General features: G+C 42.4%; 21 protein-coding genes. 2 read left to right on the forward strand and 19 right to left on the reverse strand.

Going from position 1 to position 24,816, the window contains the following annotated elements:
* Positions 1 to 183: 183 nt before the first annotated feature.
* The 8 genes from D6853_RS04755 to D6853_RS04790 form a co-directional block, all read right to left on the reverse strand.
* On the reverse strand, positions 184 to 1,818 hold the full coding sequence (locus D6853_RS04755) for an Mbeg1-like protein (protein ID WP_158588660.1): 1,635 nt from the start codon (positions 1,816 to 1,818) through the stop codon (positions 184 to 186).
* A 155-nt stretch (positions 1,819 to 1,973) separates the two neighbouring features.
* On the reverse strand, positions 1,974 to 2,573 hold the full coding sequence (gene thrH / locus D6853_RS04760; protein ID WP_120656881.1) for a bifunctional phosphoserine phosphatase/homoserine phosphotransferase ThrH: 600 nt from the start codon (positions 2,571 to 2,573) through the stop codon (positions 1,974 to 1,976).
* Between the two features lie 121 nt (positions 2,574 to 2,694).
* On the reverse strand, positions 2,695 to 3,867 hold the full coding sequence (locus D6853_RS04765) for a Gfo/Idh/MocA family protein (RefSeq protein WP_120656883.1): 1,173 nt from the start codon (positions 3,865 to 3,867) through the stop codon (positions 2,695 to 2,697).
* A gap of 17 nt (positions 3,868 to 3,884) precedes the next feature.
* Positions 3,885 to 5,051, reverse strand: a complete 1,167-nt coding sequence (locus D6853_RS04770; RefSeq protein ID WP_120656884.1) for a Gfo/Idh/MocA family protein — start codon at positions 5,049 to 5,051, stop codon at positions 3,885 to 3,887.
* A gap of 45 nt (positions 5,052 to 5,096) precedes the next feature.
* Positions 5,097 to 6,185, reverse strand: coding sequence for a Gfo/Idh/MocA family protein (locus tag D6853_RS04775; protein ID WP_120656885.1), 1,089 nt, complete (start codon positions 6,183 to 6,185; stop codon positions 5,097 to 5,099).
* Between the two features lie 84 nt (positions 6,186 to 6,269).
* Positions 6,270 to 7,928: an extracellular solute-binding protein gene (locus D6853_RS04780; RefSeq protein WP_120656886.1), complete on the reverse strand. Its 1,659-nt coding sequence runs from the start codon at positions 7,926 to 7,928 to the stop codon at positions 6,270 to 6,272.
* Between the two features lie 38 nt (positions 7,929 to 7,966).
* Entirely contained in the window at positions 7,967 to 8,839 is an 873-nt protein-coding gene (locus D6853_RS04785) for a carbohydrate ABC transporter permease (RefSeq protein ID WP_120656887.1), read from the reverse strand.
* 14 nt (positions 8,840 to 8,853) lie between these two features.
* Complete coding sequence (locus D6853_RS04790) at positions 8,854 to 9,768, reverse strand: ABC transporter permease (protein WP_120656888.1); 915 nt, start codon at positions 9,766 to 9,768, stop codon at positions 8,854 to 8,856.
* Positions 9,769 to 10,036: 268 nt separating this feature from the next.
* Here D6853_RS04790 and D6853_RS04795 point away from each other — a divergent pair, with 268 nt between their 5' ends.
* Entirely contained in the window at positions 10,037 to 10,912 is an 876-nt protein-coding gene (locus D6853_RS04795; protein ID WP_120656889.1) for an AraC family transcriptional regulator, read from the forward strand.
* Positions 10,913 to 10,997: 85 nt separating this feature from the next.
* Here the strand turns inward: D6853_RS04795 and D6853_RS04800 are convergent, their stop codons facing one another.
* The 3 genes from D6853_RS04800 to D6853_RS04810 are packed head-to-tail and all read right to left on the reverse strand — an operon-like array spanning position 10,998 to position 14,574.
* Positions 10,998 to 12,674, reverse strand: a complete 1,677-nt coding sequence (locus tag D6853_RS04800; RefSeq protein WP_120656890.1) for an extracellular solute-binding protein — start codon at positions 12,672 to 12,674, stop codon at positions 10,998 to 11,000.
* Positions 12,675 to 12,728: 54 nt separating this feature from the next.
* Positions 12,729 to 13,613, reverse strand: coding sequence for a carbohydrate ABC transporter permease (locus D6853_RS04805; RefSeq protein ID WP_120656891.1), 885 nt, complete (start codon positions 13,611 to 13,613; stop codon positions 12,729 to 12,731).
* Positions 13,614 to 13,626: 13 nt separating this feature from the next.
* Positions 13,627 to 14,574, reverse strand: a complete 948-nt coding sequence (locus D6853_RS04810) for an ABC transporter permease (RefSeq protein WP_243108295.1) — start codon at positions 14,572 to 14,574, stop codon at positions 13,627 to 13,629.
* Between the two features lie 260 nt (positions 14,575 to 14,834).
* Between D6853_RS04810 and D6853_RS04815 the strand changes: the two genes are divergently transcribed.
* A complete protein-coding gene (locus D6853_RS04815) occupies positions 14,835 to 15,710 on the forward strand; it encodes a helix-turn-helix domain-containing protein (protein WP_158588661.1) in 876 nt (291 codons plus the stop codon).
* A 67-nt stretch (positions 15,711 to 15,777) separates the two neighbouring features.
* Here the strand turns inward: D6853_RS04815 and D6853_RS04820 are convergent, their stop codons facing one another.
* The 8 genes from D6853_RS04820 to pheA form a co-directional block, all read right to left on the reverse strand.
* On the reverse strand, positions 15,778 to 17,154 hold the full coding sequence (locus D6853_RS04820) for a TrpB-like pyridoxal phosphate-dependent enzyme (protein ID WP_120656893.1): 1,377 nt from the start codon (positions 17,152 to 17,154) through the stop codon (positions 15,778 to 15,780).
* A 61-nt stretch (positions 17,155 to 17,215) separates the two neighbouring features.
* The gene (locus D6853_RS04825) at positions 17,216 to 18,067 is read right to left on the reverse strand and encodes a PHP domain-containing protein (RefSeq protein WP_120656894.1); all 852 of its coding nucleotides are present in this window, start codon (positions 18,065 to 18,067) and stop codon (positions 17,216 to 17,218) included.
* On the reverse strand, positions 18,068 to 18,886 hold the full coding sequence (locus tag D6853_RS04830) for a Cof-type HAD-IIB family hydrolase (RefSeq protein ID WP_120656895.1): 819 nt from the start codon (positions 18,884 to 18,886) through the stop codon (positions 18,068 to 18,070).
* 18 nt (positions 18,887 to 18,904) lie between these two features.
* Positions 18,905 to 19,159, reverse strand: coding sequence for a glyoxalase (locus D6853_RS04835; protein WP_120656896.1), 255 nt, complete (start codon positions 19,157 to 19,159; stop codon positions 18,905 to 18,907).
* A 13-nt stretch (positions 19,160 to 19,172) separates the two neighbouring features.
* Positions 19,173 to 19,757 (reverse strand): Maf family protein, encoded by a 585-nt coding sequence (locus D6853_RS04840; RefSeq protein WP_120656897.1) that lies wholly within the window; start codon positions 19,755 to 19,757, stop codon positions 19,173 to 19,175.
* A gap of 41 nt (positions 19,758 to 19,798) precedes the next feature.
* The gene (locus tag D6853_RS04845; protein WP_120656898.1) at positions 19,799 to 21,970 is read right to left on the reverse strand and encodes an RNA degradosome polyphosphate kinase; all 2,172 of its coding nucleotides are present in this window, start codon (positions 21,968 to 21,970) and stop codon (positions 19,799 to 19,801) included.
* Between the two features lie 15 nt (positions 21,971 to 21,985).
* Positions 21,986 to 23,533 (reverse strand): Ppx/GppA phosphatase family protein, encoded by a 1,548-nt coding sequence (locus tag D6853_RS04850; RefSeq protein ID WP_120656899.1) that lies wholly within the window; start codon positions 23,531 to 23,533, stop codon positions 21,986 to 21,988.
* Between the two features lie 58 nt (positions 23,534 to 23,591).
* Complete coding sequence (gene pheA, locus D6853_RS04855; RefSeq protein WP_120656900.1) at positions 23,592 to 24,719, reverse strand: prephenate dehydratase; 1,128 nt, start codon at positions 24,717 to 24,719, stop codon at positions 23,592 to 23,594.
* Positions 24,720 to 24,816: the final 97 nt, after the last annotated feature.

Raw genomic sequence — 24,816 nt, forward strand, 5'->3', positions numbered from 1 at the left:
ATATATTAGAAAACTATGAAATTAACAAGAAAAACTAAAGCCGAAAAGCTATAAGACGATATAAAGAGTGAAGGAGGAAAGGGAACATGAATAACCTTTCAGAATTATAAAGTACCGTCACTGCGGCAGGATCCCGGTGGCGGTACTTTTTCTTTGATATTTTTCTACGGTAAAAAAGTAGTCTTACACTTCATTTTCATACGGATTGACAGGTCGTTCGGGCAATCCTCTCTTGGTCAGGATCTGAATGACAAGTCTTACAATACCGATAAGTATCAGATAGCTTCCGACCGTTATGGACTTACCATAGTTAAGGCGCTGAGGCATAAATAAGGTGATTATTCCGAGGTTGAGGTTGATAACGGCTATCGTGATCATCCAGAATATTCCGCCCTTTTTGATGGTATCCTTGTGTTTAACTATATAGAACACACTGGCAATCGCAAGATAAAAGAAAATTATGGAAACAAGCGCATTGGTCCACTTAGGTATTCTCTCGATATTTGAAAGGATAAAGACCATAAAGCTTAGCACAAATATGTGAAATACCATTCGACCTCGCTTGATAAAGGCTTTTTCCTCTCGAAGGCCTGCCTTTATCAGTCTCGTTGCGCTCCAGATAGCGCAGGAAATCGCAACTCCCCCGCCTATAACGTTATATACATCCTGAGGCGTTGATAAGAATATAATTCCAAGTACGATAAGGAAGGCATCAATAAGACCTTGCTGAGTCTTAAGCGCCTCAAGCACCCTTATCTTCTCAAATTCACGCCACAAAGAGCCAAAGAATTTGCCAAAAAGTATCTTGGTCTTACTCTCCGAGCCCGCGGCGGAAAGAATTATCGTTCCGAAATCGTGGATCCCGCTCTTTGATATATCTTCAAGCGAAACCGCTCCGCCCGATTTCATCGAATCAAACATATCTTTGGTAAAAGCCTCACGCTGCTCCATGGTGGCATTACCTATCCAATCGTCGATAACCCTGTTAAGGCCGGCACTCTCCTCAGTCACATGCTTTCTGGTAACAAAATGATCTCCCTCTACCTGCCAGGTCATTCCCGAATGCTGCAAAAGCTTATTTGCATCGCTAGCAACTATCTTATGAGAAACAGGAAGCTCAAACAGCATGCCGACAATGCTATACGTAGGAATGATATGCGTAAGCTTCCATTTGATATCTTCAAACTTCTTCATATCGATAAGCTCCGGGCAAAAGCCGGGCCCGTCGTTACTGTAGATATGTTTTATCCTATCTTGATAATCATCAGATATATGCATAGCGGCATAAAGAGCCAGATTACCGCCCTTGGAATGTCCACCGAGATAAACATCACCGGAATACTTATTCAGGATATGATTAAGATACTTAACAGCGGCTTTCTGCGCTTTTATCTCCTCGAAACTGAGCTGAAAGTCCATTCTCCAGTCATCAATTTCCATCGTGGTTCCTCTAAACACCACAAAAACAGCACCGCTTGGAAGATGTACGGTAAATGCCGTGATCATCATATCTCTCTCGGTATCATTGATATCAATATAATCAGAAAGGCGCAGCTCACCAAATCTCTTGGAATATCTCATATAGTAGGGCACCCAGCCAAAGTCAGTCCTGGGCGCGCCTTCCATGGAATTCTTCTTAATAAACTCTTCCGATGCCTTTTTTACAGTTACGCTACCCTCTTCATCCTTGCCCGGAACGATTCCTTCAAAATCATTGTAAACAAGCAGAGAAAGCGCCAGATTATCAACTTCATTAAAAGGAGCTCTTCCAAACGTCAGATCTCCTCTCCATTTTATATAATTGATCACATTCGCCATATTATGCCCCTCGTGCATGAAATCAAAACCTAGTTCTATTATATTCTTCTTTATTCAAAAAACACAAACCCACGTGAATAAAGAAAAAGAATCGCGCTCTAAAAAGAACACGATTCCTCAAACTCTTATTATTATTTATTTTAAAAGAACTTATATCAAAGTGCCTTCTTGATCGCAGCAAGAAGATCGTCATACTCTTCAAATGCCGGAAGCTCAGGGTAATCAGCCTTGATCTTATCCGTTGAACGGAAAAGGAAGCCTGCCTTTGAAGCCTGTATCATAGCAAGGTCGTTATAGCTGTCACCGCTTGCAATTGTCTCATATCCGATAGACTGAAGAGCCTTAACGGTTGTAAGCTTGGAATTTTCGATTCTCATCTTGAAGCCTGTGATCTCGCCGCTGTCAGCAACCTCAAGTGAATTACAGAAAATTGTGGGCCATCCGAGCTTCTCCATAAGAGGAGTTGCAAACTGTGTAAATGTATCACTGATGATGATAACCTGAGTTGTCTTTCTGAGCTCATCAAGGAACTCTTTTGCTCCCGGAAGAGGATCGATCTTGGCGATTGTCTCCTGAATTTCCTTAAGACCAAGTCCGTGCTCCTTAAGGATTCCGATTCTCCAGTTCATAAGCTTATCGTAATCGGGCTCATCCCTTGTTGTCTTCTTAAGCTCAGGGATTCCGCTCTCTTTTGCAAATGCGATCCAGATTTCAGGGACAAGTACGCCCTCAAGGTCCAAACATACGATGTTCATAACAATACTCCAATCTAACTTTATTTATTACCGCGCATAAAATGCGATGCAATTCACAATACACAGTGCCCATTTTAACACATTAAAGCATCATAGACAACAAAGTATTTTATCATATGTTTTACCAGTGAACCTGCCATCTTCTCGAGTATTCTGTATCAGTACTGAGCTTATGCTCTGCGGGGCCTCCGTGCTTATCCTTATCCTTTTGCTTCGAAAGCTCTTTTATAAAAAGCTCCTTATCGAAAGGAATCTCTATCTCCTTATCAAGCCATGTTGAAAGATACGCCGCGTTACTGATCATAAGAGAATTTATGCCGTCAAATCCCGGCGCAATAAGCTCTTTTCCGGATAAAAGATGGTCCGTAAAGTTCTGAAGTATCTTGATATGGCCGTTGTTATCCGTTCCGAAAGAAAGCTCTATCTTACTTACCTTCTCATCTGTGACAAAGCCGTACTTCTCCTGCCTAAGGAGTTCTTCATCCCTGTGCAAAAGAAACAGCTTAAGCTTTCCGTCCTCGGCAACTGCCTTACCCATTGTTCCCGATATCTCTATACGGTTTGTTCCGGGATACTCACCTGTCGAAGTGATGAAGACACCTGTGGAACCGTTCGGATACTCCGCGTATATCGTCGCATCATCCTCAACCGCTATATCATGGAAATGACCTTTGATACAGTGCGCCTGTATACTTGCAGGCATTCCGATCATCCACTGCCAGAGATCTAAGTTATGTGGGCACTGATTGATAAGTACTCCGCCGCCTTCACCTTTCCATGTAGCTCTCCAGCCCGCAGAATCGTAGTAGCCCTGTGTTCTGTACCAATTGCTGATTATCCAGACAAAACGCTTTATCTCTCCAAACATTCCGATAGAGATATAGTAGCGAAGCGCCTGATAAAGCGGATCCGTTCTTTGGTTGAACATGATACCGAATGCTTTACCGCTCTTCTTTGCTGCTTCATTCATTCTTTCGACAGAAAGTGTATCTACACCGGCCGGCTTCTCAGTAAGTACATTCCATCCGTGCTCAAAAGCTTCTTCTGCGATTATTGGATGAAGATAATGAGGAGTCGCGATAAGAAGAACATCGGCGGGCCTAGCCTTTATCAGCTCATGATAGTCCTCATAATACTCAATATTATCGCCGTAGATTTCCTTTGCGGCCTCTATCTTTTCATGATCAGCGTCGCAAAGCGCGGCAAGGGTTGCCCCTTTAACCGCGCCTTCAAAAAGCTTACCCGCATGAACACTTCCCATATTACCGATACCGACAATAGCAAACTTGATCATTTAAGCTTCTCCGTCTTTTATTTATAATTTCCTACAGTAAAAGATTCATCTGCGAAATTCTCAACGCTCTCTTTTTTCTCATAGAAATGAGGAGCTTTATTAACGATAGTTCCTGTATGAGCAAATTCAGAATCCATCGAAATAGGCATCTCAACCTGTTTTTTCATGATGCCGGCAGCATATATTGCTGTGATAAGTTCAATGGTTCTTTTTCCGTCCTCACCTGTGATAAGAGGTCTTGTTCCGTTTTCAAGCGCTGTAAGATAGTTATCTATCTCACCTGTGTGTCCCTCATATTTAAGATCGGGAATACTGTTATAGTAATCTGTGATCTCTTTTATAAGTTCAGTATTTCCACCCTCTTTAGGAAAACCGTTGGCCTGACCGATCTCAGCTTTTACATCAAAAGGAACGGAAATCTTAGCTTTCTCGCACTGAAGAGAGATTCCCTGCTCCTCGCCGTGATGAACAACCGAGCTTAAGATCCTAGCCATGCTGTTGTCCTTGTACTTAACACATGCTACGGAAATATCCTCTACCTCAGCATTGTCGTGCATTACGTTTGAAAGCATTGCGATCACCTCTGTGGGTTCGCATCCCATCATCCAGTTGAGCATATCGATATGATGAACGGCATGATTGAGTGTGGGGCCGCCGCCCTCTTTTTCCCAAGTTCCTCTCCACCAGAGGTCATAATATGAATGAGCTCTCCACCATGCGGATTCTACCTCTGCAAAGCAAAGCTTTCCGGCAAGTCCGCTGTCAAGTAGCTTCTTAAGCTTATATACGCCGTTTCTGAATCTGTTCTGAGCTATCGCGCCGAGTACTACACCGTTCTTTTTCTCAGCTTCAAGCATCTCATTGCACTCCTCAATGCTGGCTGCCAAAGGCTTTTCACAAAGTACGTTGCAACCTGCATTCATGCTGTCGATGCTGATCGAACTGTGAACATAAGGAGGTGTACAAACATGTACAACATCAATCTTTACATCAGACTCAAGCATGCTTTTATGATCAGCAAAGATCTCGCAGTCTTTGATCTGGTATTTCTCTTTCATCGCCTCGGCTTTTTCGGGATATATATCGCAAAGAGCAACAATCTTACATCTTTCGGGGAACTCAAGAAGTCCCTTAACGTGCATGTTTGCAATATTACCCGTTCCGACTATTGCTACATTTATCATTAGTATGTTCTCCTATCGCTTATTATTTTCAAGGATATTGCGCTATCATGAACGGCGACTTAAGTCTACCGCCTGCATCTGTGCTCTTACACATAGCTCGGCTGCCTTAAACGCATGTGCCTGTGTCATTGCATTTTCCGTTCTGTTGATGCAGTCAAGTATGAGCTGTCCGAAGAAAGGATATCCCACCTTACCTGCGACCTCAAAGTGCTGCTCTCCGTCCTTATTAACAAGGAAAACGTGATCTGTCGTTCCGTCATTTGTTCCGACATTTACGTACTTACGGATTTCGATATATCCATCGGTTCCGATGATAAAGGTACGTCCGTCTCCCCAAGTTGAAAGTCCGTCCGGAGTAAACCAATCCACTCTGAAGTGCTGTGTTGCGCCGTTGTCACCAACAACGATCGCATCACCGTAATCATCAAGGCCCGGATGATCGGGATGATTATAATTGGCAACCTCACTGTAAGCAACGTGCGCGTTCTCTTCTCCGCAGAAGAATAAGAACTGTTCTATCTGATGGCTTCCTATATCGCATAGGATTCCGCCGTATTTTTCTTTTTCAAAAAACCAATCGGGTCTTCCCTTAGGATCTCCGATCCTGTGAGGTCCGAAGCCGTCTACATGAACAGGCTTTCCGATGAGACCTCTTTCTATGAGTTGTCCTGCATATACAGCCGATTCCACATGAATTCTCTCGCTGTAATAAACCATGTACTTCTTACCGGTCTCGGCTACTGTCTTCTTGGCTTCCTCAAGCTGTTCCAAAGTTGTGAGAGGAGCCTTGTCTGTAAAATAGTCTTTCCCCGCTTTCATAGCCCTGATCCCCAAAGGGCATCTTTCGCTGGTAACAGCTGCAGAGCAAACAAGCTTAACTTCAGGGTCATCCAAGATTTCTTTTTCGCTTTTGGCAACCTTAACTCCGGGATAAGTCTTTACAAAATTTTCAACTCTCTTCTCATCGTCGTCATATACCCACTTAAGAGTTGCTCCGGCTTCGATAAGACCGTTACACATTCCGTATATATGTCCGTGATTAAGTGCAATTGCAGCAATGCAGAACTCACCGTCTTTAACAACAGGGCTCGGCTTCCCCTTTGGTGCATAATTCATTCCGTCTTGTTTACTCATCTTCTCTCCTTAAAAATGCGGGGTGACAGTATAAACGCTGCCATCCCCGCTTAAATTTAAATTAAATTCATTTTGGAAAAATTATTACTGCTTTCCTTCGTAGTACTCTGTACGCTCGTCGATGATAGTATCGATACCGATGCTCTTGAGCTCATCCATGTACTCCTGGTATGTAGCATCGAACTCAGCCTCAGGACATGTTACAACCTTAACCTGATAATCATCTTTTGCGATGTTGAGGTCAGTGATAAGGTCAGCAGTTGAAGGTGATGTCCAAGATGCATCGTGGATAACATTTCCTTCAAGAGCAAGCTCATAGTTCTGTAATACGTAATCTTCGAAGCCGGGAGCCTCTTTAGCTGTACACTTGTTGAAGTCCTCAACAGACTCGAAGTATCCCTGGTTACCTGTAAGGAAGATATCTGTACGGATCCAGTCCTTATCCTGTGCATTGAACTCAGCATCGATCACCTGAGGAACGCCGTCAACCATGTTGTAGTTCTCGCCCTCAAATCCGTGATAAAGAACGAAACCACCTTCTTTTGTGCACATCCAGTCAAGGTATGTCATACAAGCCTCAACCTTCTCTTCGTCTGCAGTCTTGGGGCAGAATGCGATAAGACCACCCTCGCCGTAACCTGCGTTGTATACCTGTCCGTCGTTTACATTTGCAAACTGAGGGATAGAAACGAAGTCAGCATCTGAAACATTCTCTCTGAGTGTCTTAAGAAGTGAACCACGAAGAACGTCAACGTTACCGTTTACACTGTACTCGGCAAAGCAAAGCTTACCTGATACGATCTGGCTCTTGAAGTCATCTTCCTTAAGTGTGTAGTACTCATGATGAAGAAGTCCGTTGTTGTAGAGCTTATTCATGAACTTATAGTAGTCACGCATACCGGGATCATAGTAATCCTGGATAACTTCCTCACCGCCGCCGCAGATATTGTTCTTGAGAGGATCGTTGGCGATCTTTGAGAATACTTCCTTTAAGTTCCAGCCGTTCCAGATGATAGCACCAACTGCATTCTTGTCGCCGTTGGGATTCTCATGAACCATCTTGTCAAGGCAGTTGTAAAGCTCATCGGGACTCTTGGGAACCTCAAGTCCGAGCTTATCAAGAAGGTCTTTACGAATGAAGTAGTTACTCTTTGCTGTTGTCGCTCTTTTTGCTACGATTCCGTAAAGTGCTCCGTCTGAGTTACGTCCGATATCAAGAACGTCGCTTCCGATATAAGCTCTTAAGTTCTGAGCCTGATCTTTTCCGTCTACAAACTCTGAAAGATCCCATGTTCCACCCTGATTAAAATAGTCTTCCGCATATGCATATGTGTATGTAAGTGTAAGGTCTGGAGCTTCACCTGCAGGAACAAGTGCCTGCATCTTGGTAACCTCATCCCATCTGGGAACAGGTACGAACTCTACGTTAATACCAACCTTATTCATCTGCTCATTAACATACTTGGTCCACTTATTGTCAGTAATTGTCGAACCGTCTGGTGCATTACTTCTGTCGAAAAGTTCTACAGTGATAGTTACGTTATCAAACTGCTTAGAGCCGTAAGTTGTCTGATACTTACTGGGTGTATCAGTTTCGGCAGTATCCTGTCCTCCCTCATCTTTTGTGTCAGCTGTGTTTGTGCTTGGTGTGCCCGCCTCAGGCTTATTCTCGATGCCGCACCCCGCAAGCATGGTAGTTGCAAATACTGTTGCAAGTACCAAAGAAATAACTCTCTTTTTCATATTTTGCTCCTTTCGCATTTATAAAAGCTAAGACAGGATCAGCCTTTGACTGAACCGATCATAACGCCCTTAACAAAGTACTTCTGCAGCCATGGATAAACCAAAAGAATAGGCATTGTAGAAACCGCAACAGTTGCCATCTTAAGTGACTGCGTCATAACCTGAGTACCGATACCTTCCACATTGGCACCGGAGTTGTTGAGTTCTCCTTCAAACAAAAGACTCTTTAGTCGTAGCTGTAATGTATATTTCTCAGGACTCTTGATATAAAGAAGTGCATCGAAATATGTGTTCCAATATGCAACCGCATAAAAAAGACCTATCGTAGCAATTATCGGTATAGAAAGAGGAAGCACAATCTTAAACAGTATCGTCATATAAGAAGCACCGTCTATTCTTGCCGCTTCTGCCAAACTCTCCGGAAGATTCCTAAAGAAAGTACGCATAACAATAAAGTTAAATACATTGATCGCCTGTGGTAAAAACAGAGAAAGCAATGTGTCATACATTCCAAGACTCTTTACAACAATGAATGTCGGAATCATTCCGCCACTGAAATACATTGTGAAAAGAATAAATACCGTGAACGCCTTTCTTCCCGGAAGATCCTTAATTGATAATGAATAGGCCGCAAAGATAGTAAGGATTAGTGATAGCGCCGTTCCAAGCAACGTTACTATTGTCGTTGCTCTCATAGCAAGCCAGATCTGTGTCTTTCCGAGAATCTGTCTGTAAGCATCAATATTAAAATCAATGGGATAAAAAGTAACCTTCCCCGATAGAACCGCATTGTATCCGCTCATCGAATAAGCAAGCACATTCAGAAACGGATACAAGCATATAAAACCTATGATAAAAAGTACTATTCCGTTTATAACCAGTCCTACCGACAGTTTTTTCTTTGTCGTCATATAAGCCTCCTAGATTAGATAATTCCGTCTTCGCCGATGAGCTTGGCAAATTTATCGGCAAGAACAAGTACAATGATGTTGAATACAGACTGAAAAAGTCCGATTGCCGTAGAATCGCTGTACTTTGCTCTCTCAATACCTATTCTGTAGGTATATGTACTGATAACTTCGGATACACCGAGAACCTTTTTGTTACCGATAAGAAGTGGTGCCTCCAGGCCAATTGTCATCATCTTGGAAATCTGTAATATGAGCATTGTCACTATGACTGATTTAATTGATGGAAGTGTGATGTAGATAAGTCTCTGGAACTTGGTCGCGCCATCGAGATAAGCAGCTTCATACAAGCTCTCATCAACACCGGTAAGTGCCGCGAGATATATGATTGTTCCCCATCCAATCTCTTTCCACACATTACATATAACGTAGGTAACTACCCACCAAGTATTGTCAGAAAGGAAAGGAATTGCTTTAAAGCCTGCTCTCTCAACGATCATGTTGATCGTACCGTCTGTTACAGAGAACATATTTACTGAAATAGCAGCAACAACTACCCAAGAAATGAAATGAGGAAGATAAAGAATAGACTGTGTAACTCTCTTGAATACCGCGCTCCTTACTTCATTGAGCATAAGCGATACAATGATCGTAAGCGGAAAGCTCACAAGCAGTGTTGCAAAATTAAGAATAAGTGTGTTGCGTACGGCGTGCCAGAAATTCTTATTGGCAAAAAGCTTATTGAAAACTTTAAATCCGCACCAAGGACTTGCAAGAACTCCTTTAAATACGTTATAGTCCTTAAACGCTATGGTTACGCCATACATAGGTATGTATTTAAAAATGACGTAATATGCCAATATAGGAACAAGCATCAGATATAACCAGCGATAATTCCACATTTTGGCCAAAAGCTTACGATTATCCTTCATAGAAGCCTCCCAAAATTTATATATGTTTTTTGCTGGCTTCAATATATCAAAACGCCGTCTAAATTCCGTCCACTTATTTGATAAGAACTTTGCGTCAAATAACTTAATAAAAAATAGCATTAAGCGATATTTATTCGGAATTTAGGCGTTTTGGGGCAAAAGTGCGCTAAATAATATATTTTTTACATCAGAAAACGCAATGTTTTCTCATTGAACAATGTACGTTTTCACGATATAATACATTTATTCAAAAACAGGGAGAAAAAATATGGAACAGAAAAGGCGAAGATCCTACCATTCACTGGGCGCAGAGCTGTTATGTGAGATAAAGAATGTTAGCGCTCCGTTTGATCAAACTACAGACATGCACAATCACACCAATCATGAGATCCTCATCGTAAAAAACGGAAGGCTCAATCTTTTTACAGATCATGCCGGAATTGAATTGACACGCGGAGATATCGCTCTCATCCCCATGTATAAGTTCCATCGCGGCGAAATACTGACTCCCGAAGAATACGACAGGATCGTTATAAACGTGACCGAGAACATCTTGGAAGAAGCTTCATATGAGCAATACGATCTGAACAAATGCTTTAAACCATATAATGATAAGCACATCCATACTGCTCATCTGACCGAGGAAGAGCTTGAAGAGATCGACAGATACAGTTCTATGTTAAAAGATAACCTGTTCAGCTCTACACCTGAATCGGAAATCCTTACAGATGCATATTTCAAGCTGATCCTAGTTCTTATAAACAAAAAGTACAGAAAAAACGAATTTTCTCTTGCTGAAGACAAGATGCCCGATATCGTAAAGAGGACCTTTAACTATATAGATAAGCATCTTACGGAAGAGATCACTCTCAAGGCTTTGGAAAACGAGATCCACAACAACGGTACCTACATCTCAAGATGTGTAAAAAAGATATCCGGACTTTCGATCTCCCAATATATCATAGCCAAAAGGATCGCACTTGCCTGCAGACTTCTTCGCGAAGGCAACACGGCTAACGAAGCTTGCTACCAATCGGGCTTTAATAACTACTCCAACTTCTCTCGTACTTTTTCAAAGCAAGTCGGAGTATCTCCCAAACAGTTCCAGATAGAATACAGAAAAGGCGTTATCGCTAACGTATAAATAATATAAAAAGCCTTCGGTTCTACATCATCTCTAATGTAAAACCGAGGGCTTTTTTTAAACGTCTTATTGTATCATTGCCTTATCATCTTATGTTTTCAGAAGAATAAACTGAATCCCACTTCTCTGTTCTTTCATCGATGATGTCCTGTCCGCCTGATGAAAGATAATCGGAAAGGCCTGCTTCCCAAGTAGCATCAAATTCTGCTGTAGGAGCCTTAACTGCGTTATCAAAGCATGTGTCTCTCTTTGCTGTAAGAGTATCACCTGCGCCCGTCTCTGCTTCTATATCACCGACATTAACGTTAATGCCTACTCTTGTGTCTGTCTTTGCGATCTTGTCGGCATCAAGAATATCCTGAGGATCGACACCTGCATATGTATGTGCAAGTGACTTATTTGTAAGATCCTCATTTGTAAGGTGAAGTCCGTTACATGTAATCGTATAATCGATGTTCATTCCGGAATTCTGGATAGCATCTCCTGTTGCTGCAAGGATCTCATATCCGCCGTCATCAAGAACGTTGTGAGTAACGCCCTCTTCTCCGACCTGAAGGAACTCGATAACCTCAGGGCTTGAAATATAATCAAGATAAAGCATCGATGCAAGAGGCTCATCGTTGGTTGCCGGGAAGAAAATCTTTCTGTCGATAGGTCCGGCAAGGAACTTGTTGTGTCCACCCTTCTTATCTTCAAAAGGATCGATCGCAATATACTTGGCATCATCGCCTACAAGTCTCTTAAGGTTTGCTGCGATAGAATCCTCACCGTTTCTCCAAGGATAATCCCAGTTGTGCGTGAATGCACCTACATATCCGGCCTTCATCATATCATCCTCGGTTGAATCGCCTGAGCCGTAGAGATAAAAATCCTTCCACATAAGTCCTTCGTTATACCACTCATTAAGGAGCTTAACACCATCTTTTGTGCCGTTCTGGCAGATCTTTCTGTCATCAAATCCGTTTACATAGTACTCTTTATCGGAAATATCGGGATCAAGGAAAGACTCGATAAGAGTAGCTGCTCTCCAGCCCACATCATAAGAAACCGAATAAGGAACCATCTTGTTTGCATCAGATCCAAGAAGTGTATCCGCATTCTCCTTAAAAGCTACGAGAACGTCATGGAACTCTTCCTTGGTTGTGGGCTCCTTAAGTCCGAGCTTATCAAGCCAGTCCTTACGAATGAATGTAATAACACGGTTCATGTTGGCAAGCTTAGCTTCGATTGCCCATGTTGTACCGTCGTTAAGATCAGAGTTCCAATAAAGATTAGTCTCACCGAGCCAGTTCCAAAGATTGGGAAGCTCGTCCTTATAATTGTCAATATAAGGTCTCATATCGATCACTGCGTCCATATCCGCATAAGCCTTAACCGTAGGATATGAATAAGTCACGCAAACATCGGGTGCAGTTCCTGCAGCAAGCTGAGTGTTGATCTCATCAACCTCTGTCCAACGGGGAATAGCAACAAACTCAACCTCTACATTGTGCTTTTCAAGCATTCCCTTCTTGATATATTCTGTGTAAGCATTGTTGGTAGGATCGGAACCACCGTCGTTGTTACGGTCATAAACCTCTACAGTTATGTGCCTTGTCTCTGCAAACTTACCGTCTGTAAGCTCCGAAGCTCCTGCCTCTGCAGCGCTCTCTCCGTCTGCCTTCGGCGCTGTGGCAGCTTCACCTGCAGTTTTGTCACCGCATGCGGCAAGTGACAACGTCATAGCGCATGCAAGCAAAAAAGATAAAACTTTTTTCTTCATGTAATACCTCCCATTATTTATATAGTTTTTTATAAAAAAATCCGTAGCTATGCCTTATTCCTTTACCGCTCCCAAAGTAACTCCCGAAATAAAGTACTTTTGGAGGAAAGGATAAATACAAATGATCGGAATCGTCGAGAACATAACTATCGCGCACTTGATCGCCTCGTTAAGTCCCGGAGTCGTAAAGCCCTCCTGCGTTGCGACTTCAACCGCGTTAATGTTCTTTAAGATGTTGTACAAAAGAAGCTGCAAAGGATAAAGATCTTTATCCTTAATGTACATCAGCGCATCTGAGTAACCGTTCCATCTTCCAACCGCATAAAAAAGAGCCAGTGTTGCCATAACAGGCTTGGAAAGCGGAACATAAATACTTACCAGAATCCTTATAAAACTCGCCCCGTCAATCTGAGCCGATTCACGAAGTGATTCGGGTATTCCGTAAAAAAAGCTCCTCATGATGATAACGTTATAAACACTCATACAACTCGGAACAATAAGCGCCCATGGCGTATCGAGCATACCCATTCTGAAAAGAAGAAGGTAATTCGGGATAATTCCCGCATTAAAAAACATCGTTATAGTCACGAAAATATTTATTATCTTTCTTCCCTTAAGTCCTTCGAATATAAGAGGATATGCGCAAAGCATCGTCATTGTAAGTGACAATAAAGTACAGATAACAGTCAAAAAAGCTGTCCATACAAATGCTCTTATATATTTGGCATCCTTAAGAACATGCATATATGCGTCAAAGTTTAGTCCCTTGGGAAGTAAATATACTTCTCTTCTGATAAGATAATCAGTTCCCGAAACGGATTTTGCCAAAAGATTTATCATCGGGATGATACACATAAGGGAAATAATCAAACATATAAGAATAAATATCGCATCCCCGATCTTGCTACCGGTGGAATGAACCACTCTGCTTTCTTCCATCTCTTTTTACCTCCTACCAGATTCCGCGTTCGCCAAACTTTCTTGATAACCAGTTGGCGCCTAACAAGAAGAATACATTTACTACCGATTGGAAAAGACCAACCGCGGCGGTAAGAGAAAACTGAGAACCTTTGATACCTGCCTTATAAACATATGTTGCGATAACTTCTGCTTTTTCTAAAACGGTAGGATTTGCCATTGCAAAAGGTCGGTCAAATCCGGAACCAATGATATTTCCAAGTGCCATGATAAGAAGCACGATTATTGTGGAACGAATCCCCGGAAGTGTTATATGCCACATCTTTTGGAAACGCGAAGCACCATCCACGCTCGCCGCTTCATAAAGATCCGGTGAAATACCCGCGATCGCTGCAAGATAAATGATCGAGTTCCAACCAAAGCTCTGCCAGATACCAAGTCCAATATAAGTTCTGACCCAGTTTCCGGGTTCTCCAAGAAAGTTGATCGAGTTTCCGCCAAGCTTTTCAACAAAGAGATTTACAAGTCCCGTTGAAGGAGCAAAAAGCTGAAGCGCAAGACCGTATATAACAACCCATGAAAGGAAATGCGGCATGTATGTAATGGTCTGCACTACCTTTTTAAATCTCTTCACTCTAAGCTCATTTAGTATCAAAGCAAAAATGATAGGTACGGGGAATCCGACGATCAGATCCTTTAAATTGAGCATTATGGTATTCCTTAGTGCTACGAGGAAATCCTTAGACTTAAAGGCTTTGATAAAAAACTCCATACCGTTATGCTTAGCCCATGCCATCTTATGCACGGGAAGCACAATACTGTATTTCTTAAATGCGATAAGTATGTACCACATGGGAACGTACTTGAAGATCAAAAGATATATCAGAGGAAGTGCCAGCAAAAGATACAGCTGGTAATATCTTTTGAAGTAGACTTTGTCAAACTTTGCTTTAGGCGCTTTAAACGCTTTATTCTTACCCACTTTCCTTCTCCTCCAAACTTTTTCTAAGCTCACTTTATCACTTCATCGTATATTTCACTTTTACTGATATGATTAAAATATTGCAAAATCTGATCGAGTTTCGAGATAATAAATATCTATTTTTATGGTTTTATGCACTATGCAACAAAAAAGATATATAAAACTGTACAAACCATACATCACTTTGCGCAATTTTTATCATTGTGATATATTCTCAATCACGATATAATACTTTCAAAATATGATTCACGGGGATGATTATGAGCGAAAAGGGAAGAAAACTTTATCAAGCCATGGGTTCTGAGCTTGTATGCGAAGTCAAGACGATAACCGATCCTCTTGACGGAACGAATGATATGCACAATCACACGTGTCATGAGATCCTTATCATCAAAGAAGGTTGTCTGAACTTTTTTACTGAGAATTCAGGTGTTGAAATGGAACGTGGAGATGTTGCTCTCGTGCCCAAATATGTATTTCACAGAGGCGAGCTGACAACTCCCGGCGTATACGACAGGATCGTTATAAATGTCAGCGAAGAAGTTATAGAAAAGGCTTCAACCCAGCATTGCAACTTAAACAGCTGTTTTAAACCATATAACGATAAGGCGATACATACGGTCCACCTTGATGAAGACGAACTTGAAGAGATCAACCAATTAAGCACAAAGCTTCAGGAGAACCTGTTTAACACTACTCCCGAATCAGTCATTCTTGCCATGGCATATCTGAAGATCATCATGGTCAAGCTCAATAAGAAATATAAAAGAAACGATATCGGCATTGCTCAAGATAAGATGCCTGAAATCGTAAAGAGAACATTTAACTATATAGATGAGCATATCACAGGCGATATCTCACTTAAGATCCTGGAAAAAGAGATCCACAGTAACGGAACATACATCTCAAGATGTGTGAAAAAGATATCCGGACTTTCGATCTCACAATACGTCATAGCTAAAAGGATCGACCTTGCAGGTAAGCTCCTTCGCGAAGGAAATACCGCATACGAAGCGTGCTATCGATCAGGCTTTAACAACTATTCCAATTTCTCGCGTACATTTACCAAGCAAGTCGGTGTCTCGCCCAAGCAGTACCAGATGGAATATCGAAAAGGAATAATAGCAAACATATAAAAAAGAGGAAAATGCCCTATAATGACATTTTCCTCTTTTGTTATTTCATCTAAACCAAAGAAGCTAATCAATCAACCTTAGGAAGTGTTGCAAAGCTCTTTGCAAGCTCCTCATCCGTAGGAATGTAATCTGTCATCTCGCCGTCGTTGAACTTCTGATATGCAACCATATCGAAATATCCAGTTCCGGTAAGACCAAAGAGAATTGTCTTCTCCTCTCCCGTCTCCTTGCACTTAAGAGCTTCATCGATAGCTGCTCTGATAGCGTGGCTTGACTCAGGTGCGGGAAGAATACCCTCAACCCTTGCAAACTGCTGAGCTGCTTCGAATACAGATGTCTGCTCAACAGAAATAGCCTCCATATAGCCATCGTGATAGAGCTGTGAAAGGATCGGGCTCATGCCGTGATATCTAAGTCCGCCTGCATGGTTTGCAGAAGGAATGAAGTTACTTCCGAGTGTGTACATCTTGGCAAGAGGACATACCATTCCGGTGTCGCAGAAGTCATATGCAAACTTACCTCTTGTAAAGCTCGGGCAGCTTGCAGGCTCAACAGCAACAATTCTGTAATCCTTCTCTCCTCTGAGCTTCTCACCCATGAAAGGAGAAATAAGTCCGCCGAGGTTGGATCCGCCGCCTGCACATCCAATGATGACATCGGGTGTGATGTTGTACTTATCAAGTGCGGCCTTAGCCTCAAGACCGATAACTGTCTGATGAAGAAGTACCTGGTTAAGAACCGAACCAAGAACATATCTGTAGCCTTCTGTCTTGGTTGCAACTTCTACAGCCTCTGAGATTGCACATCCAAGCGAACCTGTTGTTCCGGGATGCTCGGCGTTGATCTTGCGTCCGATCTCAGTATCCATTGAAGGTGAAGGAGTTACGCTTGCGCCATATGTACGCATAACCTCTCTTCTGAAAGGCTTCTGCTCATATGAAACCTTAACCATGTATACTTTACAATCAATTCCAAGATATGCAGATGCCATTGAAAGAGCTGTTCCCCACTGACCGGCACCGGTCTCTGTGGTAACACCCTTAAGTCCCTGCTTCTTGGCATAATATGCCTGAACAATAGCGGAGTTAAGCTTGTGGCTTCCGCTTGTGTTATTACCTTCAAATTTGTAATAGATCTTGGCAGGTGTTCCGAGTGCCTTCTCAAGGCAGTATGCTCTTACAAGAGGTGAAGGTCTGTACATCTTGTAGAAGTCCTGAACTTCCTGCGGGATATCGATATAAGGAGTTGTATCGTCAAGCTCCTGCTTAATAAGCTCATCGCAAAATACGGGACGAAGATCTTCAAAGCCCATCGGCTCAAGTGTTCCCGGATTAAGAAGCGGAGCGGGCTTATTTTTCATATCTGCCCTTACGTTGTACCACTGCTTGGGAATCTCGTCCTCACTTAAATAAATCTTATAAGGTATCTTATTATTTTCACTCATGGAATATTGCCCCCTGAATTTTCACAATTTAATTCATTAAAGCACAAAAACGCGTGCTCTGTCAACCTCTCGCAGCCTTGATCGCATCAAGCACATCCTCAGGAATAAACAGCTTTCCAAAGCCGCAGCCAAGATCGATCTTGGGTTTATTCTTTCCGTGAAAATCCGATCCTCCGCTTATCAAAAGATCATATTTTTTTGCAAGCTCTTTTATCTGTCTCTCATCACGTGAATCATAAGTTGAATAAATAGCTTCTATTCCCATAAGTCCTGCATCTTTAAGTCTTGAAACCAGAGCCTCCAGCTTCTCGTCGCTAAGATGATACAAAATGGGATGCGCAAGAACGGGAACGCCGCCCGCATCAAGAATATATCTGACGCCGATCTCGGGATCAATCCTGTTAGGAGGAACAAAGCAAGGCTTACCCTCACCTATATACCTGTCAAAAGCTTCATTCCAGCTTCCGACATACCCCTTCTCCCAGAGATATTTTGCAAAATGAGCTCTGGTTATAACCGCTCCCGGGAATTCTTTTTGAACGTCTTCATAGGTAAAGTCAAAGCCTGCGATATTATGAAGGTTTGCTGCGATCTCAACATTTCTTTTTTCACGTACATCATGAAGCTCTTTTAACCTATTAAGAAAAGTCTCATCGTGATGATCGATATAAAGCCCGACGATATGGCAATCCTTGCCTTCGTTTACGGTCGACACCTCAACTCCCGGAATAACCTCAAGTCCCGGGCAATGCTTTTCCGCATAGCTTATTGCTTCGTCAAGCCCCTTTACCGTATCGTGATCGGTGAGTGCGATCGCCGCCAAGTCTTTTTTATATGCATAATCCATCAGTTCCTTGACGGTAAAAGTTCCGTCGGAATTATTCGAATGTGTATGTAAATCTACTGCTCTCATTTATATTGCCCCCAGTATATACTCCGCCAGTCCGTCGTGGTCGTTGTCTTCCTTAGTGATGACATCGGCGCAAGCCTTCACGTTATCCTTGCCGTTTATCATAGCAATTCCGCAGCCTGCGGCCTGCAACATTGAAATATCATTTTCTTCATCGCCCGCGGCATAAGTGTTCTCGATCGGAATCCCAAGATAATCCGAAAGACGTTTTACAACACTTCCTTTTCCTGCTTCAGCGGGAAAAATCTCCAGATAATACGGATTGGAATAAAGAGTTGTGAGCACATCACCAGTCATCTTATGAAGCGCCTCTCTGAAGCGCTCCTGTTTGTCATGGTCATGAAGTTCAACGGATAATAGCTTTGACGGAGGCGTCTTTACTTCTTTCAAAATATCATCAGTAATAATGAGCGGAGTCTTTATAACTCTTCTGTAGTATTTCATGCACTCGCCGTCATTTAAGGAAACAAGATGAGTCTCCGTATAAGCGTGAATATGAACATCATATTCTTTTGCCAGATCAAATATGGGTCTTATAAGATCAAGCGGAACACCTACCTTGTAGACGTAATCGCCCTTGTCGACATCATAGATCTCTGTTCCGTCACTACCACATAAAAAAGAGCCCTTAAAATTAAGTCCCAGGTCGGATGCAACAGCCTTAGCGCTGTCTATAGCCCGCCCTGTATTGATGCAGAAATGATTACCTGCATCAACAAACTTTTTAAGGGCATCCATGGTCTTTTCGGAGACCTGCTTACCTGAAGTAAGCAAAGTCCCGTCAAGATCAAAGAAAAATATTTTTTTAGCGGATATACTCATATTACAAAACTCCGATCGTCAAGCCTCTACAATGAGATATCTGCCATCTCCTATGTCAAAAACCTCATCTGCATCAAGCACGTTGTCATCTTCCACGTCAACGCCTGTCTCTTCAAAGTATTCCATAACTTCATCGGCACCGTCAACAACAACCGCCATGGAATCCTCCAAAAAGGCCTCCGCCTCTTCCATGTTCTCTGCTACATTCTCAGGAAAAAGCTGTCCCTGATTCTCAAGAAAACATTTCAAAACCGCTTCATCATACTCGTGCATACAAAACCTCCGCTTATAACAAACCTCTTTTTTTCATTTCTCTGTAAAGCCTTGCGATTGGAAGTCCGACTACGTTGTAGTAATCTCCTCTGATTCCATTAATGAATTTACCGAAATCACCTTGAACACCGTAAGCGCCTGCTTTGTCGTCTGCTTCTCCTGTAGAAAGATAAGCTTCAACTTCCTCATCGGTCATCGATGTCACGTATACAAGAGTCTCCTCAGAAAATGAGAAGTGCTCTTCCTTCCCGTCCTTTCCGTAAAAGACGGTTACCCCTGTGAAGACCGTGTGCTCGTCTCCCTGCAGAGAAGAAATCATTTTTCTCGCTTCCACTCTGTCTTTAGGCTTACCGAGTATTCTATAATTATATGATACGACTGTGTCCGCGCCTATTACAACAGGCATTTCCCCATCTTCGCTAAAAATTTTGTGAAAAATCTCTGAAGCTTTTTTGAATGATAGTTCCTCAACCATATCATTGGGTCTGACATTGTCGGTTGTCTCATCACCCTGCGCGGGTATAATCTCAAATTCTTTAAGAACCTTGGATAAAAGTTCCTTTCTTCGGGGTGACCCCGATGCCAAAATATAACGCATTGTACTGTAAATCCTCTCTCCTTTTTAATATCTCTTTTCTCTCAGAACCTGTTGTCCGGATTCATCTCGGGAACAAAGACTCTGGAGTTTTGTGTGTTTGATTTTGTCGCAAGCTTCTCTGCCTCATCTCCGAAAATCTTTTGTGAATTGATCCTCTTTGATCCTTCAGGCAAAAGAGTTGACTGCTTGACATACACACCGTTCTCATTCATGACATGTGCCTTCTCGGTATCTTTTAGTTCAAGATCGAGTATGTGCCAAAGCTTAGCCTTAAGCTTATCGTTTTCAACCGGGAACATGATCTCAACACGGCGCTCCAAGTTACGAGGCATCCAGTCTGCACTGCTTGCGTAGTACTCAGGACTTCCGCCGTTTTCAAAATAAAAGATCCTGCTGTGTTCAAGGAAGTTTCCGACGATCGATCTGACCGTAATATTCTCGGAAACATCAGGTACTCCCGCTTTCAAACAACATATTCCTCTTACTATAAGATCGACTTTAACGCCGGCGCAGCTTGCTCTGTAGAGCTCTGCGATAACTTCCTTGTGGCAGATGGAATTCATCTTGGCGATGATCCTTGCATGCTCACCGGAAAGCGCATGCTCTTCTTCTCTTTTTATAAGATCGATGATCCTGTCTTTAAGCCACAAAGGAGCAAGCGAAAGCTTATTCCAAGAAAGAGGCTCCGAATAACCGGAAAGCATATTAAACACAGCGGTCGCATCTTCACCGTACGCCGGTGCGCAGGTAAAGAATCCGACATCCGTATACTGCTTGGCCGTCGAATCATTGTAGTTACCCGTTGCAAGATGAACGTATCTCTTAATACCATCCTCTTCACGCCTTACTATAAGCGTGATCTTACAGTGAGTCTTAAGTCCTACAAGTCCGTAAATAACGTGACAGCCAGCTTTCTCAAGCATCTTGGCCCAAACGATGTTATTCTCTTCATCAAATCTTGCCTTCAGCTCAACCAGAACCGTTACCTGTTTGCCGTTGTCAGCAGCCTTTGCAAGAGCCGCAATGATCGGAGAATTACCGCTGACTCTGTAAAGTGTCTGTTTGATCGCAAGTACATTGGGATCAACAGCGGCGTGTTCAACAAACTTAACGACATTTTCAAAAGTCTCATAAGGATGATGCATAAGAACATCGCCCTTACTTATAACTTCAAAAATATCTTCTCCGTTATCAAATTCAGGAACGGGCTGAGGCGCCTTATAGCTGTGTTCCTTGAGCTCGTCAAAACCGTCAAGCTTATAAAGCTTCATAAGGAACGTAAGATCAAGAGGTCCGTTTACCGAGAATATCTCGTTGTCGTCAACCTGCAGCTCACCCGATATAAACTTAAGGAGCTTTTTATCAATACTCTTGTCGACTTCAAGTCTTATCGCCTGTCCCCACTGGCGACGCTTGATCTGCTTCTCTATCTCTTTTAAAAGATCCTCCGCCTCATCCTCATCAATAGAAAGATCGGCGTTTCTCTCAACTCTGTACGGTGCGCTGGTAATAACATCGTAGTTGAGATAAAGCTTGTCGACATATGTCATGATAAGCTGTTCCAAAAGAACAACTCTTCTTATTGTATCATCTTCGTACTCTTGTGGCAGTTCAATTACTCTCGGAAGAACATCCGGAACCTGAACAGTCGCGAAATCAACGTCATCTTTTCCCTCTTTCTTTTTTAAAAGAGAACCGATATTGAGCGTCTTGTTTCTGATAAGCGGAAAAGGTCTCGATGAATCAACCGCCATCGGAGTAAGAACCGGATAAACAAATTCATCAAAATATCTGCTGAGATAATCCTTGTCTTTATTCGAAAGATCCGCGGGATTACAGATAAACAGCTCTTCTTTTCTAAGAAGAGGAATAAGCATATCGTTATAGATCCCGTACTGATGATCAACAAATCTGTGAAGATCACGTAAAACGGCATCAAGCTGCTGCTTGGCAGTCAGCCCAGAAATATCGAGTTTGCTGTACTCCGCATTTATCATATCCTTGAGCGAAGCAACTCTTACCATGAAAAACTCATCCAGATTGCTTGCGGATATGCTAAGGAACTTAAGCCTTTCAAACAGCGGATTCCCCGTATCTTCCGCCTCCGAGAGAACTCTTGCGTTAAAGCTTATCCAGCTTAGTTCCCTGTTGATATAGAGCTTTGGATTTTCAAAATCAAATTCTTTTAACTTTTTCTGTCCGCTCTTTGCCATAAATACCCCTCATATTTACATCATTTTCTTTTGACGAATAACAGGTTTTAAACCAAAAACTTCTTCAAAGAAGGACGCTCTGTTAAAAAAGAGCCCTTTCTCAAGCGTGATGTCCGCCGATGTATCAACGTTGATGATAAGATTTCTGTCTTTGATGCTTACCATAACGTCTCTGAACTTTTGCTTATGTGTCCTGTCGAGTCCGTTGGCAACACGCATTATCGCTGTAAGTTTGGATATCCTTAGATAATCCTCTCTTGAAAGTCCGTCAAAAAATTCCGAGCCGCTGTTATAATATTCAAATTCCTCGTGATTGAACCTTACAACATTTGCAACTATCGATCTCTCGCTATGAGAAAGACCTATGATCTCGGTCGACATTATGATGTTGTAGGAACAGTCTCCGAGATAAACAAGACTTATATATTTGCCGCAGTCATGAAGAATTGTCGCGATCTCCAAAAGAAGCCTGTCTCTGTCGGACAATCCGTGGATATCCTTGGTACTGTCAAAGATAGTAAGCGCGATCTTTTTAAGAGTCTCTCTTCTCGACTTACTACCCATGTATCTTTTTGAAATATTCTGCGCACAGGCGATGATGTCCTGTTCAAAATCATGCGGCGATCTGATATAGTCTTTTTTCTCCGCATATTCATATGCGATACCATCGCACAAGGTAATACCGGGAGCCCAGAGATTCTCTGCCTTGGTGGCATCAAGGATACACTTAATGAGAATTCCCGCAACATGAAGCAGCGGAACATTTTCTTCGGGCATTCCAAGCTTCTTGGCTACATCGAAGTCGCTCATGTCATCCGCATAAGACAAAATCTTAAGAAACTCATCCCTTGTGGCAAATCCGTCGCCGTCTGCACCCGACCTAACCTTTTGCATTATCGGAGAAACATAGTCGTCAATTATTATAAGATTCTCAATCTTTCTGTCCTTAAGATGCATCTTTGAAAAGACGGAAAGCCTTGAATTTATAAGCTCCGAAACAAGATCCGCATACTTAAGTCTCGATGCGTGCACCTGCTCCATTGTAGTATGAAGCCTTAATACTCCGGTCATAAGGTTCTGAGTCGCAACCAAAGTATCTTTTTCAAAAAGAGATATCTGAATACTTCCGCCGCCAATATCTACGATTGCCGTCGGCTTTTCTAGCACCTTTTCAAACTTATCGTGTCTTAGTGCAATGGATTTATAATCCAAAAAGCGCTGCTCCGAGTTACTTAGAACATCGATCCTGATTCCCGTTCTCTGCTCGATAAGATCACGCACGATCAGAATATCCTTGGTCTCTCTTATCGCACTTGTTCCGTAAGCCTGATAATGAGTAACTCCGTATTCCTTCATTATCTTCTTGAATTCGGAAAGTATCCTTATCATCTCATCGACATGCAAGCTCGAGATCTTGCCCGTTGCATAAGTCTCGCTTCCGATGTCCATACGATGTCTTACATGATCAAGCTCACGCACTCCCTTTCTCATAGAAAGTTCAAAAATCTTGAGTGCGATCTCGTATGAACCGACATCAATTGCAGCAAATATCTCACCCTTCATAATCTATACCCTCTTAGAAAATATAAAGAAAAACCTGTCAGCTATATACAACGGATAATCAGTAGTTACCGAGTATCCTGAGCATTCTTGCTTCTTCGCGAAGCCCCCTTAGTGCATTCTTAACGGCACTGTCCGCAAGGTTACCGTCAAAATCAATAAAGAACCTGTACTCCCAATTTCTGTCCTCAATAGGCCTTGATTCAATCTTGGTCATGTTGAGGTTGTTGTAGATAAAATGAGACATCAGGTGATAAAGAGCTCCCGCCTGATGAGGAATCTCAAGGCAAAGACTTATCTTGGAGGCATCCTTAAGGAACACCTTCTGATTGGTAACAATGATAAATCTTGTTGAATTGGCATCAGCTGAATTAACACCCTCTTCGATGATATCGAGTCCGTAAACCTTGGCGGCGCCGGCACTTGCTATCGCAGCCTGACTCTTATCGCCTTCTTCCGAAACCTTCTTGGCGGCAAATGCATTGTTCTTCATGCCGACCTGCTGAATGTAGCTGTTATCCGAAAGAAATCTCGCACTCTGCATAAGAGCCTGAGGATGCGCATAAACAGTCTTGATATCGGAAAGCCTGGCTCCCGGAACACCGAGAAGGCAATGCTTTATCTTGATTATCTGCTCGCCTATGATATAGTGCTCATACTCCGCAAGAAGATCATAGATTTCACTAACGATGCCCGCAGTGGAATTCTCAATAGGAAGAACCGCATAATCGGCGCTTCCCTCCTCCAAAAGAGCCATCGCATCCCTGAACGTATCGACTGGAATGCTGTTTACGTCTTCTCCGAAGAACTGCTTCATTGCTTCCTCCGAATATGAACCTGCGGCTCCCTGGAAGCACACTCTTGCATTCTTTTTATCTATCGAATCAATCTTAATAAACGGAAGCTGTCCGGAAGCTCCTGCCTCCGCAAGCTTCTGATACTGAAGCTTTCTGCTCATGGACATGAGCTGTGAAAAGAGCTCAACCAGTCCAGTCCTGTTAAAGTCTGATTTGGCAAGCTTTTTAATCTCGTTTAATTTCTCGTCTTCTCTTTGCTTGTCAAAAACTTTTTTTCCCGTATTTATCTTAAAATCAGCAACTCTGGATGCTATATCCATTCTCTTTTCATAGAGTTCGACGATCTGTTTGTCAACCGAATCTATTTCTTTACGAAGCTCTTGTAAATCCATTTTTTCCTCCGAAAACCTAATTATCTACTTGAATTTTAGAACAAATATTTCTTGATAGCAAGAAATAACGCGCCTATAATAATTATGAGGAATATCT

Origin of the sequence: Butyrivibrio sp. X503, assembly GCF_003625475.1 — a bacterium.
Taxonomy (GTDB): domain Bacteria; phylum Bacillota; class Clostridia; order Lachnospirales; family Lachnospiraceae; genus Butyrivibrio.

What these genes read in the sequence shown, in the direction of transcription:
- D6853_RS04795 (WP_120656889.1), top strand. Translation starts at nt 10,037, where the DNA reads ATGGAACAGAAAAGGCGAAGATCCTACCATTCACTGGGCGCAGAGCTG.
- D6853_RS04805 (WP_120656891.1), bottom strand. Translation starts at nt 13,613, where the DNA reads ATGGAAGAAAGCAGAGTGGTTCATTCCACCGGTAGCAAGATCGGGGAT.
- pheA (WP_120656900.1), bottom strand. Translation starts at nt 24,719, where the DNA reads ATGGATTTACAAGAGCTTCGTAAAGAAATAGATTCGGTTGACAAACAG.
- D6853_RS04850 (WP_120656899.1), bottom strand. Translation starts at nt 23,533, where the DNA reads ATGAAGGGTGAGATATTTGCTGCAATTGATGTCGGTTCATACGAGATC.
- thrH (WP_120656881.1), bottom strand. Translation starts at nt 2,573, where the DNA reads ATGAACATCGTATGTTTGGACCTTGAGGGCGTACTTGTCCCTGAAATC.
- D6853_RS04840 (WP_120656897.1), bottom strand. Translation starts at nt 19,757, where the DNA reads ATGCGTTATATTTTGGCATCGGGGTCACCCCGAAGAAAGGAACTTTTA.
- D6853_RS04800 (WP_120656890.1), bottom strand. Translation starts at nt 12,674, where the DNA reads ATGAAGAAAAAAGTTTTATCTTTTTTGCTTGCATGCGCTATGACGTTG.
- D6853_RS04830 (WP_120656895.1), bottom strand. Translation starts at nt 18,886, where the DNA reads ATGAGTATATCCGCTAAAAAAATATTTTTCTTTGATCTTGACGGGACT.
- D6853_RS04765 (WP_120656883.1), bottom strand. Translation starts at nt 3,867, where the DNA reads ATGATCAAGTTTGCTATTGTCGGTATCGGTAATATGGGAAGTGTTCAT.
- D6853_RS04785 (WP_120656887.1), bottom strand. Translation starts at nt 8,839, where the DNA reads ATGACGACAAAGAAAAAACTGTCGGTAGGACTGGTTATAAACGGAATA.
- D6853_RS04825 (WP_120656894.1), bottom strand. Translation starts at nt 18,067, where the DNA reads ATGAGAGCAGTAGATTTACATACACATTCGAATAATTCCGACGGAACT.
- D6853_RS04780 (WP_120656886.1), bottom strand. Translation starts at nt 7,928, where the DNA reads ATGAAAAAGAGAGTTATTTCTTTGGTACTTGCAACAGTATTTGCAACT.
- D6853_RS04835 (WP_120656896.1), bottom strand. Translation starts at nt 19,159, where the DNA reads ATGCACGAGTATGATGAAGCGGTTTTGAAATGTTTTCTTGAGAATCAG.
- D6853_RS04820 (WP_120656893.1), bottom strand. Translation starts at nt 17,154, where the DNA reads ATGAGTGAAAATAATAAGATACCTTATAAGATTTATTTAAGTGAGGAC.
- D6853_RS04755 (WP_158588660.1), bottom strand. Translation starts at nt 1,818, where the DNA reads ATGGCGAATGTGATCAATTATATAAAATGGAGAGGAGATCTGACGTTT.
- D6853_RS04845 (WP_120656898.1), bottom strand. Translation starts at nt 21,970, where the DNA reads ATGGCAAAGAGCGGACAGAAAAAGTTAAAAGAATTTGATTTTGAAAAT.
- D6853_RS04815 (WP_158588661.1), top strand. Translation starts at nt 14,835, where the DNA reads ATGAGCGAAAAGGGAAGAAAACTTTATCAAGCCATGGGTTCTGAGCTT.
- D6853_RS04790 (WP_120656888.1), bottom strand. Translation starts at nt 9,768, where the DNA reads ATGAAGGATAATCGTAAGCTTTTGGCCAAAATGTGGAATTATCGCTGG.
- D6853_RS04775 (WP_120656885.1), bottom strand. Translation starts at nt 6,185, where the DNA reads ATGAGTAAACAAGACGGAATGAATTATGCACCAAAGGGGAAGCCGAGC.
- D6853_RS04770 (WP_120656884.1), bottom strand. Translation starts at nt 5,051, where the DNA reads ATGATAAATGTAGCAATAGTCGGAACGGGTAATATTGCAAACATGCAC.